Source organism: Agarivorans sp. B2Z047, from assembly GCF_023373605.1.
GTDB classification, from domain to species: domain Bacteria; phylum Pseudomonadota; class Gammaproteobacteria; order Enterobacterales; family Celerinatantimonadaceae; genus Agarivorans; species Agarivorans albus.
The window spans coordinates 2,710,467-2,728,030 of sequence record NZ_CP088080.1 but is presented as its reverse complement, the minus strand read 5'-3'; the positions used below and the strand labels follow the sequence as shown (position 1 = coordinate 2,728,030).

The window sequence follows — 17,564 nt, the reverse complement described above, 5'->3', positions numbered from 1 at the left end:
CTTACCCCTGAACCTTAGCCACTGATGAGATACCCAAAATATCAGCAATCAAACCTTCCGCTTTTTGCTCAAGCGCAATAATATCGCTCGCAACTACATCCATTGAACGCAGTGGTTTATGGCGGTAGAAGTATTTATTAAAGCAGATCTCATAACCAATCTTGACTGATTCAAGATTTACCCATGCTTCATCCACATGCGGCTTTACTTCATCAAGGAAATACTGATAGATGCTTTGTTCAAGCGGCACGGATTCGCTATCACGTAGATCTGAACTTGATTCGTAAGTCACGAACTCGTTGGGGTTGCCCGTTGGGTAATAACCAAAATCTGGCAGGTCTTGCAATTCACATTCGTAGTTTTCTAGCAAGTCATCTAACTTATCTTGCTTTAGCTTGGCGACTTTCTTAATCACTTTTTCTGCATTTTCGTCATACCAGCTTACCGCATCAACAATGGCTTTTTTCTCAGTTGCCGCGAGTTTAAGCCCAAGTGATTTAAGCTCTGCATCTACTAACTGTTTGAACTGGTTAAAGTTATTGTAAACTTCGTCACCAATCTTGCTGTGCAACTGGTTTGCCGCATTAACTTGCGTGCGCTGCTTAATCCAGTTTTTCGTATCCAGCAACTTGGTTTTTGCCGCTTTGTTTAGGCTGATATCGTTTTCTTCACACCACTTGGTGATTTCTTTTTCAATGCCTTTAACAAAGTCAACTTCATACACTTGTGCTCCATATTCGGTGTACAAGTACTCCATCACTTCACGCAGTGACTTTTCAAAACGTAATGGCTCAATCAGGTCGGCACGGAACTGAGCACTGCGGCGATCTGGGCGCTCAATGTTCACTTTGTGGTAACCAAAATCTTGGTTCTTGAATACTTGCGCGGCAATACCCACCGAATCGCCTTTCTCTTCAATCGCGCGCTCAACGGATTGGTTATCTAGATAGGTCGAGACAATTTCCGCAATGTGCTCTGGCGAGAATTCACAGTTTTTGTTACCCAAGTTTTTGCGCAACTTACGGAACAATAAGCTAGCATCAATCAGCTGTACCTTCCCTTGGCGGCTTTCAGGTTTGTTGTTATTAAGCAGCCAGATATAGGTGGTGATACCCGTATTGTAGAACAGGTTGTTTGGCAACTGAACAATCGCATCCAACATGTCATTTTCAATAATGTAACGACGAATGTGACTTTCACCACTGCCCGCATCACCGGTAAACAAACTTGATCCATTGTGAACTGATGCAATACGAGCCCCCAACGGGCTAACTTGCGGCGACTTCATTTTGGTAACCATTTCCATCAGGAACAGTAACTGACCGTCACTTGAGCGAGGAATCGCATCTTGTTCTGACTCAACACCCCAGTAGTCTTTTAGCTTGACTTTAAAGCGACCATCTACGACATCTTTGCCGTCTTTGATGTGCTTTTGCTCACTCGCCCAGCTCTTACCGTAAGGCGGATTAGAAAGCATGAAGTCAAAGCGCTCTGATGAGAATTCATCAGTAGAAAGGGTTGAGCCAACACGGATGTTTTCTGGGTTGTTACCTTTGATCATCATGTCTGACTTACAGATGGCGTAAGTCTCATCGTTGATCTCTTTACCGTAAAGGTAGATATCACGGTTCGATGCTGGGTACTTCTCTTCAACAAAGTTCTGTGTTTCTGTCAGCATACCGCCACTACCACTTGCAGGGTCATAGACTGTGATTGAAAGTGGCAAGTTATCTTTGATTGGATCGAAGACAAGGTGCGTCATCAGCTCGATAACTTCACGCGGAGTAAAGTGTTCACCTGCCTCTTCGTTGTTCTCTTCGTTGAATTTACGGATCAATTCTTCAAATACATAACCCATACCAAGGTTGCTGAGTGCTGGTAGTTTGTTGCCCTCAGGATCTTCTTTCACCTTTGGCGTTAGGTTGATGTATGGCGATACGAATTTCTCAACCACATCTAACAGAACGTCTTTCCCCGCCATGTGGCGGATTTGAGCTTTCAGGTTAAAACACTCAACAATCTCTTTTACGTTGTCGCTAAAACCGTTGAGGTAATCTTCGAAGTTAGCCAGCAAAATCTGTTGGTTGTTGGTCGCAGTGTTAAACAGCGTTTGCAGGGTCCACTTAGACGTGTTGTAGAAAACATAACCTGATGCTGCACATAATGGCGCATCATCAAGCTCAGTTTCATTCATCTCTTCTGTTTGGAATTTAACTTCTTCCAATACTGCTTCTTTTGATGGTTCTAAAAGCGTATCCAAACGGCGTAACACCACCATAGGCAAGATAACGTCACGGTATTTACCACGAACATAGACATCACGAAGGCAGTCGTCGGCAATTGACCAAATAAATGAAACGAGTTTGTTATGTACTGAATGGTCCATTTGGGATCCTATTTCTTTGTAACCCACACCTAATCGTGTGGACGACATTAATCTTATTGGTTGAAACCAGGCAAAAGCTCGGTGCTTTCTAAGCCTGATAACACATCTGTATTCTTTAAGTGCAGCTGATATTGCGAAGCGTTCAGGGAGCCCTCTTTCGAGCAGTCTACATTCCACTGCGTGAGTAGATATCCCACCAACGCAGAGCGAACTTCAATATCTAGGTGTCCTTGAGTCATTTCATAATCAAGTTCGATAGCCTTTGGATGCTTGATTTGAGGGTGAACACCAATCTCAAGCTGAAGAACTGTATTCCAAGCATTGTCGTAGCTTGCAGATTCACCGGTTTTTGGTGACGTTGCTGAACCCTCTATTTTTGCAAATCGACTGCAAACAAAATCACGAAAGCTGTTCGTCTTTCGATCAAATGCTCGGACATGCCAACGATGACCATTGTTTATGATGGCGTGAGGGACAATGGTTCGATTGCCAGCGCCAGAGGAAAGTGAGTGGTAGCGGCATTGGATAGCCTGATTATTATGAATTGCCCGCATCAAGGCTGCGACAATGCTTTGCTTCGGTTGCGTTAATCGAACAGCATCAAAGCACACTTGAGATTTGTCACCTTGAAGAGAGGCTCCATGCCCTTGCATCAGTTGATTCAATGCTTGTTCAGCATCATGAGCAAACAAAGGTGTGAAACTATCAGTGCGCACGTACTGCTTGGTTTGGTGTACTAGCTCAGCATTATCAGGTGCCAATTCTCTGTACAGGGTGAGATCTCTAGAACAAGAAGCCAAACCCGTTTGGAATTGTTGAACTAGGTCCGCCCTAGCAACAGCCCCATAGTATTCGAGGCAGAAATCGATGAACGCTAAACGTTCCCGCTGCGCGTGATTTAATTTGTCTATTGATTCGTGCGTCATAATAATAAAGATGGCATGTTGATAGAAAGATTCTATACCATAAACTTGCACAAGTAATCATTTTGATACTATCTTTTTGATATAGCGCAATAGAGATTACTCAACAAGGATAGATAGCCTCTGTGTTTTTACAAAGACCTAAACCTTACAGTGATGAAAGCTTGGAAAGCTTCTTTATCCGAGTTGCCAACAAAAATGGATATAGTGATGTCCATCGTTTCCTAGAAGCTACCAAACGCTTCCTACAAGACATTGACCATCATGGCTATCAAACCTTTCCAACTGATATCGAAAAGATTAACCCCTGCTCGGCCAAAAATAGTTCTAGTGCCCGAACAGCCTCACTCCTGAAGCTCGCTCAATTGACGTTTAATGAGCCGCCCGAGCTGCTTGGATTAGCAATAAACAGAACAAACTTAAAATACTCACCTTCAACCAGTGCTGTTATACGTGGTGCTGAGGTTTTTCCTCGTAGCTTACTCCGAACTAAGTCCATACCTTGCTGCCCATTATGCTTACAGGAAAATGGCTATGCTTCCTACCTTTGGCATTTTGAAGGATATGACCACTGCCATATTCATGATTTGCCTTTGAACAACAGCTGTAGTTGTGGGACTGAGTACGACTATCGAGTATCTGGCTTAAATGGAATATGCGCTGACTGCAAAAAACCTATCGGTACGCAAAGCCCAGAAATCAGCCCCAAAGCAACACCCACAGTTTCAAGCTGGCTCGCTGGTAATCAGTCTAAAGCTCTGCCAAATCTTCCCAAAAGCTACCGATGGGGTTTGGTACATTGGTGGATGCATATCAACGATAATGAATTCGACCACTTGTCGTTCATCCAGTTTTTCTCAAACTGGCCAAGTTCGTTTCACGCCATGATTGATAGTGAAATCGAATTCAACCTAGAACACACAGTTGTTGGAAGAAGAGAGTTACGGGTAAAGGATCTCCTAGGACGAATCTTTTTTACTTCCATTCGATTACCAGAGCGAAATCTTCAATACAATATCGTTCTAGGAGAGCTTCTAAGGCACATAGAGACATGTTTATGGGATAACAATGGTTTGATCGCTAATCTTCGCATGAACGCTCTGGAGGCTGCCGTATTCCTCAATTGCAGTATGGGTGAGGTAACATCAATGGTAGAACAACGCATCTTAAAGCCAAATCGTAAAACTAGGCCAAACATGCCTCAGGCGGTTAACGACTACTTTTTTTATTTCGGAGACATCTTCTGCCTTTGGTTAGCCGAATTTCAAACTGATGAATTTAACCGCTCTTTCTATGTATCGAGGTGGTAAATGGAGAGCCTGAAAGAGTTACTACAATCAAGACCAGATGATTTGAACGTAGAATTAAAGCGAGCATTCCGACCTCTTACTCCACATATCAACGTCAATGGAAAGGAATTAGACGCTCTTACTGTTCTAGTTAACTTAACGGATAGAACTGTCGACCAAAAGAACCTGCTTGATCGTGCGAAGTGTAAACAAAAGCTACGAGACGAAAAATGGTGGGCTCGCTGTCTAAATACGGTTGAATACAGACAAAGCCACAACCTAAAATTTCCAGACATACGCTCTGAAGGTATTATTCGAGCGACTACTTTAGGTGAGCTACCCGAATTTTTACTTTCATCTTCTAAAATACCACCACACCACTGGGCGTATAGTCATGATTCATGTGACGTTAACAAAAGCGCCTTATTAACCAATGAATTTAGTTGGAATGGTGTGATCTCATGCCTTGGTGATTTTCTTAAAGATGTAGAACACCCGTTGTGGCAAAAACTCAATAAGCTTGGCTGCTACCAAAAAACACGTAAGGCTATCGCTAAAAAATTGGTTCAGATTGCTCAAAACACGATTGAGGTAAGTCTCACTCCAAATTACTTAACTCAACTATCTTTACCTGATAGCGACAACACTTATATTTCACTCTCGCCAGTGGCTTCTCAATCGATGCAAAGTCACTGCTATCAAGCGCTAGAAAAAGAGTATCGCTATACAGCGTTAACCCGTTATAGCCGCAGTACTAACATGGGAGTATTACCTATGACATGTGGTGGTGCTTTGAAGATGTTGAAAGCTGTCCCTAACTTTTCCCTTACGCCTCATTATCAGATAAACATTGGAAAATCTTGGCTAACCCCAAGTCATATTCAATCGTTAAAACAGTACCAAACACTTACTCACTATTTAATGCCAGAAAACAAGCGAGTGGCTTACTGCAGAACAGTCAAAAACAAGATACAAAAGATGGTTAAGGCTTGGTTGCTAACACAAGACAACACTATGGATGTGAATACTCTTGTTCAACATCTAAACCATGATCTATCCCGTATCAAGTTAGCTAAGTATTTTGCATACAAACCGAGCATTACCAAACTCCTACTTGAGCTTATAAAACGTCAACTTAACGAACCTACAACCGATTCAACTAACGTTAGCAGAAGTGCAGAAAAAGATTCATTCTTGGCTATTCCAAATATAAGAGTTTGCGGAGCAAGCGCATTGAGTTCACCCGTTACGGTCGGGCTTCCATCACTCACAGCATTTTTGGGGTTTACTCATGCGTTTGAGCGTAACTTAAACGACTCTTTTCCTAGGCTCACAATTAATTCGTTCGCCATCTGTGTCCATCAGTTACAAGTTGAAAAGCGCGGTTTAACGAAAGAGTACGTACAAAAGGCAAACCACACCATATCCCCCCCCGCGACACACGATGATTGGCAATGTGATTTGATGTTTAGTTTGGTTATTAAGCTTGATCGGAGCCTGAGCGTTGATGAAAATATTGTTGTTAGAGCGCTACCAAAAAGATTTGCCAGGGGCTCAGCTAAGATTGCCATTGCGGATTTCAAATACATCCAGTCATTTGAATCAATAGAAAGAGCGATTCAATCTCTTCCCCAGAAAGCAGGAAAATGGCTTTCGATGCACACTGAGCCAGTTGAAAGCATAAGTGATATTTTATCGGCCATTAAAGAGGACAGAAGACTTACTCCAACCTGTGTGGGATATCATTTTCTTGAACAGCCAACAGACAAATCTAACTCTCTTCGCGGCTATAAGCATGCTTTTTCTGAGTGCATCATTGGTCTGATTGAGACAATCACTTTTGATCATAACACCGACATAAATACTATTTTGTGGCATCACAGGTGCTATCAAAACTACCTTTCTGTGCAGCCAAGGAGTACTCATCATGGAACTACCGACTAACCTAGCCTATGAACGCTCTATTGACCCTTCTGATGTATGCTTTCTAGTTGTGTGGCCAGATGGTCGAAAGACCCCCTTAACCTACACTTCTCGTACCGTACTAGGACAAATGGAAACCGCAGCTTTAGCTTATGACACGTCGGGGAAAATCAAAGAGAGTGCAACCGCTGAAAAACTGGCTCACGGTAATCCACATCAAGTCGATTTTTGTCATGTTCCTTTCGGAGCGAGCCACATTGAATGCTACTTTTCAGTCTCTTTTTCTTCTGAGCTACGCAAACCTTACAAGTGTAATTCGTCTACGGTTAAAAGCACGCTAATGCAGCTCATTGAAGCGTATGAAGAAAGTATTGGTTGGAATGAGTTGGTTTCTCGATATCTAGTCAATATTTGCAATGGATCATGGCTGTGGAAAAATACTCAAAAAGCCTATTGCTGGGATATAGAGCTAACTCCTTGGCCTTGGGCAGGAGGTGCTGTTACATTTCAAGACATAAGGGCTAACTACCTAGATAGAAATGACTTTGAGAACCATAAAGATTGGGAAGCTATTGCTCAAATGACCAGAAATGCTTTTTCTCACTCTAATGGTTTGGCCATATTTGAAGTAAAAGCCACCTTGCGGCTACCAACGAATAAACAGATTTTCCCAAGCCAAGCGTTTACAGAAAAAGAAAATAACAGTACCAGCAGATCTAAAGCTCAAAGTAGAAGCCGAATTTTTCAAAGTACAACGATTGAGGGTGAACGAAGCCCAATACTGGGTACCTATAAAACCGGCGCCGCCATTGCAACCATAGATGACTGGTATCCAGATGCAACTGAGGCACTACGCATCGGCAGGTTTGGCGTTCATAAAGAAGATGTCACTTGCTACCGCCATCCCTCTACGCGAAAAGATTTCTTTTCTATCCTGCAGCAAACCGAGTCTTACATTGAAGCACTCACGTCTTCAGAAAAACTAAATCAAGAGACCATAAACGACCTACATTTTTTGGTCGCAAACATCATCAAGGGTGGAATGTTCCAACATAAGGGAGATTAAGTATGAAGTGGCACTACAAAACGGTGACTTTTCTACCAGTACGTTGTAACAATGAATCATTAGCCGCTAAATGTCTTCGGGTTCTCCATGGATTTAACTATGAATATGAAACAAGAAGTATTGGGGTTTCATTCCCTCTTTGGTGTGATGATACCGTAGGAAGCAAAATTTCGTTTGTTAGCACAAATAGAATCGAGCTCGATTTGCTACTCAAACAGCACTACTTCACCCAAATGAAAGAGCTGCACTATTTTGATATATCGAAGACAAAGGTTGTCCCTGACGGCTGCGAGTACGTTTCATTTAAGCGCTGCCAGTCGATAGACAAAACAACAACTGCAGGACAATCTAGGAAACTTAAAAGATTAGAAAAACGCGCTATTGCTCGGGGCGAACAGCTTGACCTTACCTCAATTAGACTGATAGAAACCATAGTACTCCCGCATTACCATTCGTTAGAAGAAAGTAGTCAAAGTCATAAAAGTAGATTTCGCCTTAATATAAGGATGCATCCCGAAAGCAATTCAGAGGGTAGCTCTATTTTCAGTAGTTATGGTTTAGCGAACTCAGAAGATTCATTTCAACCAGTTCCATTGATTTAACCCTTTTTCACAGTAAGAACGTAACACATTGAAAAATTGTATTTTTATCCAACATCAAATAATAAAGGTCAATATGGCTTTTTCTAATTAACTATCCGATAAAGCTGTACTATTCTCAATATAGCTACTGTGTACTGCCGAATAGGTAGCTGATAAAGACACCTTATCCGCTAGTTACTTAGAAAAACGTGTACTGCCGAATAGGTAGCTAACACCATATCAACACTGTAGCTTTAATCACAAGCAGCCAAATGGCTGTTTGCTTTACCTATAAATGAGGATTATAATCCTCATCACTACTGAAATAGTAGTTGATAAGAAACGGACCACCTTCATTCGAGTTCAAGACCAATATACTGCTGCATAAGTAGATATTATAGGGCGCGCTGATTTTATGGTAATAGCTCTCTCACATCACACTCAAGCACTTGTGCTAGATGATACGCTTTTTCGAGTGTGATGTTCACTTCCCCTCTTTCGATTCTGCCTACATAGCTTCGGTCAATATCAGCTAACAACGCCAACTTGTCCTGAGAAATAGATTTATCTCTACGCATTCCACGTAGATTAGCACCAAACCTCTTTGCTAAGTCTTTCATTTTATTTGACTCTTAAATTGAAAGACTATCCACTCTTGATGCAAATATAACCACGGATTATAATCCGCATTTACACTAAAAACGGCCAGAAGAAATGCGCATACGCCAACGAATAAATAGCGATATCTATAAATCCATATCGCCAACAAACATCGCTCAATTTACAGTCGTTGAAGTGAGAGATTCGATTTTAGAAAGATCTGACATGTACGGAAACAAAAATACTGCGAGGCTGTTCGTTGCAAGGCAACTTCAGATTCTAGAAGACGCTGGTTTTATAAAGTCAGATCGTATCGGTCACAAGAAATACTATTCGAGAACGCCGGCCTTCTTTGAGGCTAATTTTAAACTCATTGAAAAAAAGAAACGAACCAACGTAAGCTATGCCTCTAAGAATAAACAGCAGAAGCCGGTAGTAATAGACCTTGAAAATGAAAAAACTGACATTGAAGCTAAACTTGCGATTACTTTAGCCGAGGTTGATGAATACAAGATTCTTATGGCACGGTCAGGAGAGTTAAAACAATTACTATCCCCATCCTATTCGGCCGCCACTCAAAAAGCTGCTGCTTTAATGGCGAAGCTTAACGTATGGTCGAGCGCAATTGACCTTATCAAACACAGTAGGTCAACTGCATGCTAAGAACCTGGCAGAAACAGTGTATTGACTTAGCGCTCGACAAATACTGCGATAACAAGTTTCATTTTCTCGCCCAAGCGACACCTGGTGCCGGAAAAACATTTATGGCAGCTAACTTGGCCAAAAGAATGTTCGATAACCCAATTATTGATTTTGTAATTTGTTTCTCGCCATCTAAATCTGTATCCAGCAGCATTACTGAATGTTTTTCAACCGTACTAGGGTGTCCATTTGATGGTAAAATCGGCACATTAGGTAGCTCCATAACTTACCAGTCTCTTAGATATCTTGGCGAACATTTTTGGGAAACACTTTCAAAATATCGGGTACTTTGTATTTTCGATGAAATACATCACTGTGCAGGAGATAATGAAAATAACACCAACTCCTGGGGACACCATATCCTCTGTGAAGTACAGAAAGCTTCAACTTATACTCTTGCTCTTACGGGAACACCTTGGCGTTCAGATTTAACACCTGTTGTACTCTCATCATACTCAAACCCTGAGGGCGAGATTGTTTGTGACTACCAATACTCATTAACTCAAGCAGTTAAAGATGGCGTGTGCCGAAGACCAACTATTGCCTTAATGGATTGCGAACAATCAACAATTGAAACTAATAATCATATTGAATCATTTAATTCATTGTACAAGTTGGTTACTGATGGATATGTCAATTATTCAACTGTGCTGCACAACAACTCGGCGCTAATCTATATCTTAGAATCTGCGGTATCTCGCTTAAAGCTAGTCCGCACTGAGTCACCTTCTGCCGGAGGTTTAATTGTTGCGTCTTCGATCAGCCATGCGAAAATAATATCATCATTACTTGCAACCACATTCAATCAAACGACTGTGACCGTTACGTACAAAGAAGATGATCCACATTCACGTATTGAACGCTTTAAATCGAGTAATACCGAATGGATTGTTAGTGTAGGGATGGTAAGTGAAGGAACCGACATTCCAAGGCTTCAGGTATGCTGTCACCTTAGCAACATAAAAACTGAACTCTATTTTCGACAAATACTGGGCCGTATTTTACGCACCACATCATCTAGGAACCAAGAGGCCTGGCTGTATACATTTGCTGCCCCAAAGCTTATTGAGTTTGCAGAAGAAATTGAGCAGGATATTCCCAATAGCTGCCTATTTCTTAAAGAAGAATTCGATACATTGGACACAGGGCTAACCTCGAGTGATTTCGGTTTAGCTGCACCAACTGCGGTTCAAACTAAACATCAATTATCAATGAGCTTTAGAGGCCATATAAACTCTACCCCTGCATTCAGCAGAAATAATAACACCTCTACCGGCGAGCAGTTATCGTTAAAAGAATTCAACCAGAGAGTTATTGAAGCCTTTCACTATGATCGCCAAACTAACGCGTAGTATCGGTAATACTAATAGGATGACTAATCTCAGACGTGTTAATGAGTATTCCAACATCTATATTGACTCCCTTATTACTAGCCTGATAGCATCACGACATTATTGATTCTAAAGTCAATTACAATCAGATAAACAAGCAAGGAATCGCATGTTTAAGGCAGTAAAATTGTTGGAATATTTGAGAGGCAATAATGCACCCAAACGCTAACCCTTTCGAGGAATCTAAATTTAACCAAACGCTGTTAGTTGACGCTTTTGGCCAGTCTTATATGTTTTTGCCAAGGCATGTAAGTCAAACGGAAAACCTAGGTGAACTCGTCAATCACAGCATCGATATTTATTGGGCGCAGTCCTTACTACAAAACCATAGCCCTATGTGGGGTTATCAGTTCGACTTAAACAAACTTTACTTTCACGTGTCTGGCGATTACATGGCTAGCCACAAAAGCGAGCAGCAGAAAATTGCTTGGCTTAGTAATGGCATTGTGAGCGGTGAGGTAAAGGTTCTTAAAGGCAAAGACTTTGCGCCGCCACCGCCCTCTAATATGGAAGGCGGCATGCCTGTTGCCACTTTGCCAGAGAGTGTTGTTACTCGTGCGAAACCTGCTCAAGCGCCCTTAGGCCAAGGTGGACAATCAACTGAAGACATTCGCGAAGCTTTAGACTTGTATTGCGCATTGCCAGATGGCTCACCTGCGGCCAACTTGCCTTACAAAGCAACCTTAGCTGACGGTTCAGTATTAAAAGGCACGTTAGATGCCAGTGGTTTAGCGCACTTACCTAACCTTAAACCCAATAACGTTGATGTTGAATTTGGCGAACAGCCTGATGACGCAGCCATTGCAGCTACTAGAGCTGAAATTACTGTCGTGCTTAACAGCATTATTGCTGCTGAACGAGCAGAGGGCGCTAAAATCGCCGCCGAATATGGTGAGCTAAATGCGCTTCAAAAGGGTGCTTCGAGCATTGGCTCTCTGTTAACTGGGGTTGGAGATGCGCTTGGTGACGCGGCTGAATTTACCTATAACCTTATAGAACTTGGCTCTATGCAAGGGCAGCTTAAGCGAGCCCTTAACGCTGGATGGGATGCCTACAATGTAGATGACGATAAAGGGTGGGCTGAAAGCTTTGCTAGTAACTGGAGCACTAACCAGCACCAAGCCTATGTTAAAGCACTAGGGTTTGACCCCGCCTCTATTACCAAAGAAAACCTCACCGAAGCCTACGAAATCGCCAGTTTCATTAGCGATGACGATGAAACCCAAACGGCCTTACTGCAATTTGTAAAAGACTTCGCCGACGCACAACATCATACCGAACTAACCGAAATGGGCGGCGCAGCCATATTTGATATTGTGTTGGGCGCAGTTCTAGTCGCGCTTACCGGAGGCGCAGGTACCGCCGCTGTAGCGGCTAACAAGGTGCGCCATTTGGATAAGCTAGGCGGCTTGTTCAAAACCCTCGCTAAGCAGCTTAAAAAGAAAGCCCAGTTTAAAACCAAATCTGGCCGCACTGGTGGCAAAGTAGAGCAACAAATTGCTAAGCCTGCGGGGGCACAAGTGCCTACCGATGCGGGCAAGCAAAAGCCAAGTAATGTTGCAAGCCATCAACGTAAACGGGTGAACCCTAGTTCTTTTGCTGAAGCTGAAAACTTATTGAACGACTCAAGAGCTAGAGTTATTGATAACGGTGGTTATACACCTAAATATACGCAAGCCGAGTTATTGGAGATAGCCAAAGCGGGTAATATCGATGATAAGTATATTGTAAGGGTACTTGAGACAACCCATGCTGGTCCGGATGGGTATTTGGGTAAGTATGATGGCGAGAAAATTAAGTATTGGTCTACTACTTTTGACCAGCTAGAAGATAGGGATACCGACCCAAGGCTAGTGACTGCGGGAGTGGGTATACCTTATAACCCAGATCCTGAGGTAACGTATACTTTAGCCATTATTGACAAAGCCAAGGCTACTGAAAAAGCGGGTAGTTATGCCATGGTGCCTAACTATGACAACATGGCTAACTTTAGTAAGACTGAACTTAAGAAAAAAGTTCCTCACCCCGAGTTGATAGATGACATAATGACCCCAGAATTCAGCGCCAAATTTAATAAAGATGTTACAGCTCTTAACCAAGTCAAGGAGCACGGCGTCTGGGATAGAGACTTGCAGGATGAGCTTTTTGAAGTAAATAACTTCAGCGATTACGACAAAAAACTGTTTGAGAACCGTTTAGCTTTATATGATGAGGCAGGCGCTAATGAGCACTGGCTAGGTAATGGTCTTACCAAAAACATGAATAACCCTAATGGCGATACGCCGCACGGTATACTTGAAACCTTCTCGTACGATAAAAATCCCGATACCTTCAGTGCTATGAAAGAATATGGCATCGTGAAGAAGGTGGCGCTTACAGAAATTCCAGGACTAAAATTATGAATAAACCCCCTGTCTTTGACGCATCTACTTTTGTGCCAGTGCCTCGCAAACCAGAATGGCCTGTATACCAGCCCGAGAATTTACCTAGAGCTTGGAAAAAAATTGCTGAAATCACTGATGTTAGGTTTAAAGATACAATTTACGATTGGCAACTTTATTTCGAAGGCACCATGCTGATTTTTTACCGTTCAAAAGACACAATTAATAGATTTAACGGTAAACCGATTAGGCACATTAACCAATATGAATTCCCTATCGGTGCAGCCGCATGGTTTGTAGAAAACCTACCGCGCTTTTTTAATGCTGGAGACCCCACTAAGCCACAAACCAGTGAAGGTTTTCATCATTATGGGCATTGTGGTGACGAGGAGTTAGGGATATCAAGGCTCATTAACTCTATAGGTAGAGATATTCCTGGCTACAGCTTAGATAACTGTAGCCGCTGTGGTCATCCAGACAGGGATTTATGCCAAAGCTTTAAGATGAGCGATGATTTCTTATTCAATCAAGGAATGCTAGACCTGTTTAAAGACATTGCTAAGCGCCATGCCGCAGGGACGCTTTAAATCAGATAAAAGAGTCGGAAAACGAATTCCGGCTCTTTCTTTTTAAGAATGCCCTGTAACATTGCTAATTAGCTTTAGTAGCACAGACCTAATCTGACAATTACCCAACTTTTATGGGTGCTCTGTCAGCTTAGATATGAGCTAAATTCTTTTCGGCCCAAATCAACTTACCATCAATTAATGTTGCAATAAGTGACCAAAGCAAGCTTCTTATTCAAACATATTAAGACCTTTTTTAATTTTCCTAATTGCTCTGGAGCCATTATTGCTGAGATAGTAGTCTTCCCATCCAATATCTTTAGGTGGTGGGCGCAACATATCCTCCGTCACATCAACATTGAAGGGGTTTTTCCACTTGATAGGTTTATCACCGCGCGTGAGTTCTGATGCGAAAACTAAGTCTTGGTAAGCAATCATATCTTGCTCATTATTGATCGCTTCAATCGAAGCATGATAAATGAGATTTCTCAATGATCTCATATTCCCTTGGGAGAAAGCGTATAATTTTTTTTGCAACTCGTCATTAGCTAAACCTGCTTCTTTTTTAAAAGGTAAAGCCCTGTCTAGATGGCTCAAAAATGTTTTGAATACCCCCTTCCCCCCTTGATAACTAAACGGTCGCAGCTCAAACTGGATCGGAAATCGACCATGAAGTTGTGAGTTTGCTTGTAGTACAACTCTTGAGTAAGGCATACCGAAAAGCACGATTGGACATTTCGTTTTATTGAGTATCATTTTTAGCCAGTTGCCTACTTGTGTAAGAACACGATTTGACCTTTCTTCAACTAGATGCTGAAATTCATCAATAATGAGCAACTTAACACCAACCACGGGTATTAGGTCGGTTAATCTTTTCGTCAATCTTGCCAGGTCAGTCTCATAAAGGGCAAGTGGGTCTCCCATTTCAAGCAACAGCTCTCTTGCTGCATCGACTGGCTTTGCGTTATCTGGTAGCTCGATATGCAGGACAGGTACTACGTCTCCCCCTGCTTCAGAATCTCGCCTATTTCGACTTAAATATTTTTTGATAACAGTCGTCTTACCGACTCCCGATGCACCAAAGACCATCATACATGTAGGCTCGGATTCAAAGTCTGATACATCCCTACATCTATCCATGTAGCTCAAGATTTTCGTAACATTCGGCGTGGATACAAATGCTCTTTTGGCTTTTGAGATGCGAGCTTCTCGAGTTTCATTCATCTGATGATTTCTCAAACATAATCAATATCCCAATCTTCATTCTCAACATTTACAACTTCTTCTTCATGTTTCTGAGGTGAAGCTGGCTTGGTGTCGCTGATGAACTTTGCTCTCGCACTATTCTCTTGATGCCTTGCGCCACGCCTCCGGGATCTGATTTTCTTAGTCTTAACAATTGAACGGTCTGCGATTTCTTCAATTTTTATCTCTGCATCAATTTCCTTATCTTCGTCATATTCTGCGGAATTTAATTTTGCTTGATACTCCATATTATATTTATGTTGCCAAAGAGATACTTTACTTGCATATTCGTAATCTATAGCGCTCACCGTGAAGTACTCATTCTGGTCTTCATCTAGCACCCAAATGACCCCCATACACTCTGGGTTGTATTTAAATGTTACTTTATGGTTACCCTTTCTACCTCTATATTCAGCCAAACGTTCACTGCTGAAGGTCAACCCCTCACAGACTGTAACTCCTACTTTAGTAAGCTTTTTCTCAACAGAAATAGCAAACTTAAAATCTAATTCATCTTTCGTTCCGGTAAACTCTTCGGGTTCCCAATCTTTACACCCGTTTTTCCATGCTATATTAGGACAGTTAGTTCCTCTCTGGTTGGGGCTTGGGTGATAAATGTCAACCAACCAAATCAAATATATTTCTTTAATTTCATCTAACGTTAGCGTCGCTTCACTTACAGAATCGTATCCTTCTCTATGAAGGTATTGACTAAACGCTTTGCCAGGCAAGTCATCTAAAAGTGTCGTATTTACAGTCCCATAAGTACGTTCGATATGAGGTTTATTGTCTGGTATTTCTACTTTGTTCTGATGCACTGTTATCAACAAGTTTTCACAAGCAGAATCAAAAGCTTTTGACAGAAACTCCTTACCATTGTCAGTTACTAGTAAGTCAGGGACTCCGTAACAAAGCCATTCATTTTCTATTGATTCGAACGAGCTCAAAAGGTCATCTTTCCGCAGTATTGCATTCTTAAGAGCGAGTGAAACTGATACATAACTCGGCGGCTCAAACCCTAGGTAAAACCCAATAACTGCTTTACTGTAACAATCGACCAATTGAGTAAGCCAAGGTCGTCCCAATGGCACTCGATGTTCCTCATGTACAGCAAAAATATCCAGAACTGTATGATCTATTTCGACCCTCTCAAGCACATAAGAAGTCAATATCTTTTTACCCATCCGACGGAATTCTCTTTTGGCGACACGCTCTCCCTTTGTCGCGGCCAGTAACTCAAAAGGTGTCTTTTTTTTAACCCGCTTTCGAAGCGATTCATAAGTTGGATATTTATAGTTTGTTCCATTGGTCAGATTATGCTGACGTAATTTCCTTCGTACGCGCTTGTAAGCACTTCTTACTCGCACTTTTCGCCCAGAGATAACTCTTTCTACAGCCTGATCCATCAAGGCATTGACGAATACGGGTACTTTGGCTTTACTATTACCCTTATCTTTGTTTCTGGGAGCCAGACTTACCGGATTATAGTCAGACGCTCTGAAGACTAACCACCATCGGTATATTGATATCGCACTTGGAATATTTCTATCATGTAACCGTTGTATAGCAACGCGATGCGGTTCGATAGTCTTTGGAATAATTTTTTCGCACTTGCTAGCTAAATAACGAAGAATGCTTAGACGAAAAGTAATTTGAGCGGCTATGTTTTCTGGAAATGCAGATATATCTCGATATGTTGCATCATCAATCCCGCTTGGATCAACAACGCAATCAATCGAATCAAGATTAACTTTTGGAAGTGCTGACTTCCTATGAAAACTCGAAAATGGTTTCTTAGGCATAACAACCCAATTCGAACTCAGACTCAAGTGAGAGTGGAGTTTCCAAGCTGGATTGGAGTAGGTTGCGAGAGAGCAAATCACACAGAAATGGAAATACTTTTCTTCCATTAAGGCCGAGGTAATCCCCTAAACTTTTTGCTGTTTGAGTACCATTCAATTTTAACGTGGTAAGGAGAGTTTGATGAAAATGGTTCAAGTTTTCTCTAGAGGCATATCGATGCAAAAGCTTTAGGTTACGAAAGATAACCTCATCCAGTATTTCTTCCTCTGTAACCAGTTCTAGTTCCACACCCAACTCAAACGCGCTTTGTACTTTTGCTTCCCACTCACATTGAAATTCCGGTCTTGCACTCTCCTTATCGGATTTTACCTCGTACAGCGTATATTCACCTGTATCAAATTCAACTAAAAAGTCTGGAACATAAGTATGGGCCTTACCATTAAGACAGTAAGAAAACCGTATCGGCTGGGAACAAAAGCGAACGATACTGGGCTCAAAATCAAAATGATAACAAGCAGCACATTCCAAAAAAGATTCTACCGTAACTCTTTTTCCCATCTTAGCGCTGACATAGCGGTGTATATTTTTTCCACGTGACTTCTTTAAGTTTCGGGCAGGAGTATTAAATGCACGTTCAAGTGCGATTAAGGTATCGGTACAAAGTAGAGGTAGAGCAGACATATTATTGCCTCTTCACGATTTTGTCGT

Annotated in this window: 14 protein-coding genes; 8 read left to right on the top strand and 6 right to left on the bottom strand. The window is 41.9% G+C overall.

Features of this window, described 5'->3' with window-relative positions; translation table 11 throughout:
• Window position 1 precedes the first annotated feature (1 nt).
• A complete protein-coding gene (locus LQZ07_RS12640) occupies window positions 2-2,386 on the bottom strand; it encodes a class I SAM-dependent DNA methyltransferase (protein WP_152782804.1) in 2,385 nt (794 codons plus the stop codon).
• A gap of 53 nt (window positions 2,387-2,439) precedes the next feature.
• Complete coding sequence (locus tag LQZ07_RS12635; protein WP_249483124.1) at window positions 2,440-3,363, bottom strand: WYL domain-containing protein; 924 nt, start codon at window positions 3,361-3,363, stop codon at window positions 2,440-2,442.
• Between the two features lie 71 nt (window positions 3,364-3,434).
• Here LQZ07_RS12635 and LQZ07_RS12630 point away from each other — a divergent pair, with 71 nt between their 5' ends.
• Genes LQZ07_RS12630 through cas6f form a run of 4 tightly spaced genes read left to right on the top strand, consistent with a single transcriptional unit; the run spans window position 3,435 to window position 8,189 of the window.
• Window positions 3,435-4,619, top strand: a complete 1,185-nt coding sequence (locus LQZ07_RS12630; RefSeq protein WP_249483119.1) for a TniQ family protein — start codon at window positions 3,435-3,437, stop codon at window positions 4,617-4,619.
• A complete protein-coding gene (locus LQZ07_RS12625) occupies window positions 4,620-6,542 on the top strand; it encodes a type I-F CRISPR-associated protein Csy2 (protein ID WP_152782801.1) in 1,923 nt (640 codons plus the stop codon). It abuts the gene before it with no gap.
• Window positions 6,526-7,587, top strand: a complete 1,062-nt coding sequence (gene csy3, locus LQZ07_RS12620; RefSeq protein ID WP_152782798.1) for a type I-F CRISPR-associated protein Csy3 — start codon at window positions 6,526-6,528, stop codon at window positions 7,585-7,587. Before LQZ07_RS12625 ends, csy3 begins: the two co-directional genes overlap by 17 nt.
• A 2-nt stretch (window positions 7,588-7,589) precedes the next feature.
• On the top strand, window positions 7,590-8,189 hold the full coding sequence (gene cas6f, locus LQZ07_RS12615) for a type I-F CRISPR-associated endoribonuclease Cas6/Csy4 (protein WP_152782795.1): 600 nt from the start codon (window positions 7,590-7,592) through the stop codon (window positions 8,187-8,189).
• Window positions 8,190-8,581: 392 nt separating this feature from the next.
• Here cas6f and LQZ07_RS12610 read toward each other — a convergent pair whose 3' ends face one another.
• Complete coding sequence (locus LQZ07_RS12610) at window positions 8,582-8,788, bottom strand: helix-turn-helix domain-containing protein (RefSeq protein WP_152782792.1); 207 nt, start codon at window positions 8,786-8,788, stop codon at window positions 8,582-8,584.
• Between the two features lie 94 nt (window positions 8,789-8,882).
• Here LQZ07_RS12610 and LQZ07_RS12605 point away from each other — a divergent pair, with 94 nt between their 5' ends.
• From LQZ07_RS12605 to LQZ07_RS12590, 4 genes are all read left to right on the top strand, one after another.
• Complete coding sequence (locus tag LQZ07_RS12605) at window positions 8,883-9,431, top strand: hypothetical protein (RefSeq protein ID WP_152782790.1); 549 nt, start codon at window positions 8,883-8,885, stop codon at window positions 9,429-9,431.
• Window positions 9,425-10,822, top strand: coding sequence for a DEAD/DEAH box helicase (locus LQZ07_RS12600; RefSeq protein ID WP_152782788.1), 1,398 nt, complete (start codon window positions 9,425-9,427; stop codon window positions 10,820-10,822). Before LQZ07_RS12605 ends, LQZ07_RS12600 begins: the two co-directional genes overlap by 7 nt.
• Before the next feature lie 191 nt (window positions 10,823-11,013).
• Window positions 11,014-13,263: a hypothetical protein gene (locus LQZ07_RS12595; protein ID WP_152782785.1), complete on the top strand. Its 2,250-nt coding sequence runs from the start codon at window positions 11,014-11,016 to the stop codon at window positions 13,261-13,263.
• A complete protein-coding gene (locus LQZ07_RS12590) occupies window positions 13,260-13,829 on the top strand; it encodes a hypothetical protein (RefSeq protein ID WP_152782782.1) in 570 nt (189 codons plus the stop codon). The genes LQZ07_RS12595 and LQZ07_RS12590 overlap by 4 nt, the downstream gene beginning before the upstream one ends.
• A 210-nt stretch (window positions 13,830-14,039) precedes the next feature.
• Here LQZ07_RS12590 and LQZ07_RS12585 read toward each other — a convergent pair whose 3' ends face one another.
• The 3 genes from LQZ07_RS12585 to LQZ07_RS12575 are packed head-to-tail and all read right to left on the bottom strand — an operon-like array spanning window position 14,040 to window position 17,537.
• Window positions 14,040-15,032 carry a TniB family NTP-binding protein gene (locus LQZ07_RS12585; RefSeq protein ID WP_152782779.1) on the bottom strand — a complete coding sequence of 331 codons (993 nt, stop codon included), beginning with the start codon at window positions 15,030-15,032 and terminating at the stop codon, window positions 14,040-14,042.
• An 11-nt stretch (window positions 15,033-15,043) separates the two neighbouring features.
• Entirely contained in the window at window positions 15,044-16,855 is a 1,812-nt protein-coding gene (locus LQZ07_RS12580; protein ID WP_152782776.1) for a Mu transposase C-terminal domain-containing protein, read from the bottom strand.
• Window positions 16,848-17,537: a TnsA endonuclease N-terminal domain-containing protein gene (locus LQZ07_RS12575; protein WP_152782773.1), complete on the bottom strand. Its 690-nt coding sequence runs from the start codon at window positions 17,535-17,537 to the stop codon at window positions 16,848-16,850. The genes LQZ07_RS12580 and LQZ07_RS12575 overlap by 8 nt, the downstream gene beginning before the upstream one ends.
• Window positions 17,538-17,564: the final 27 nt, after the last annotated feature.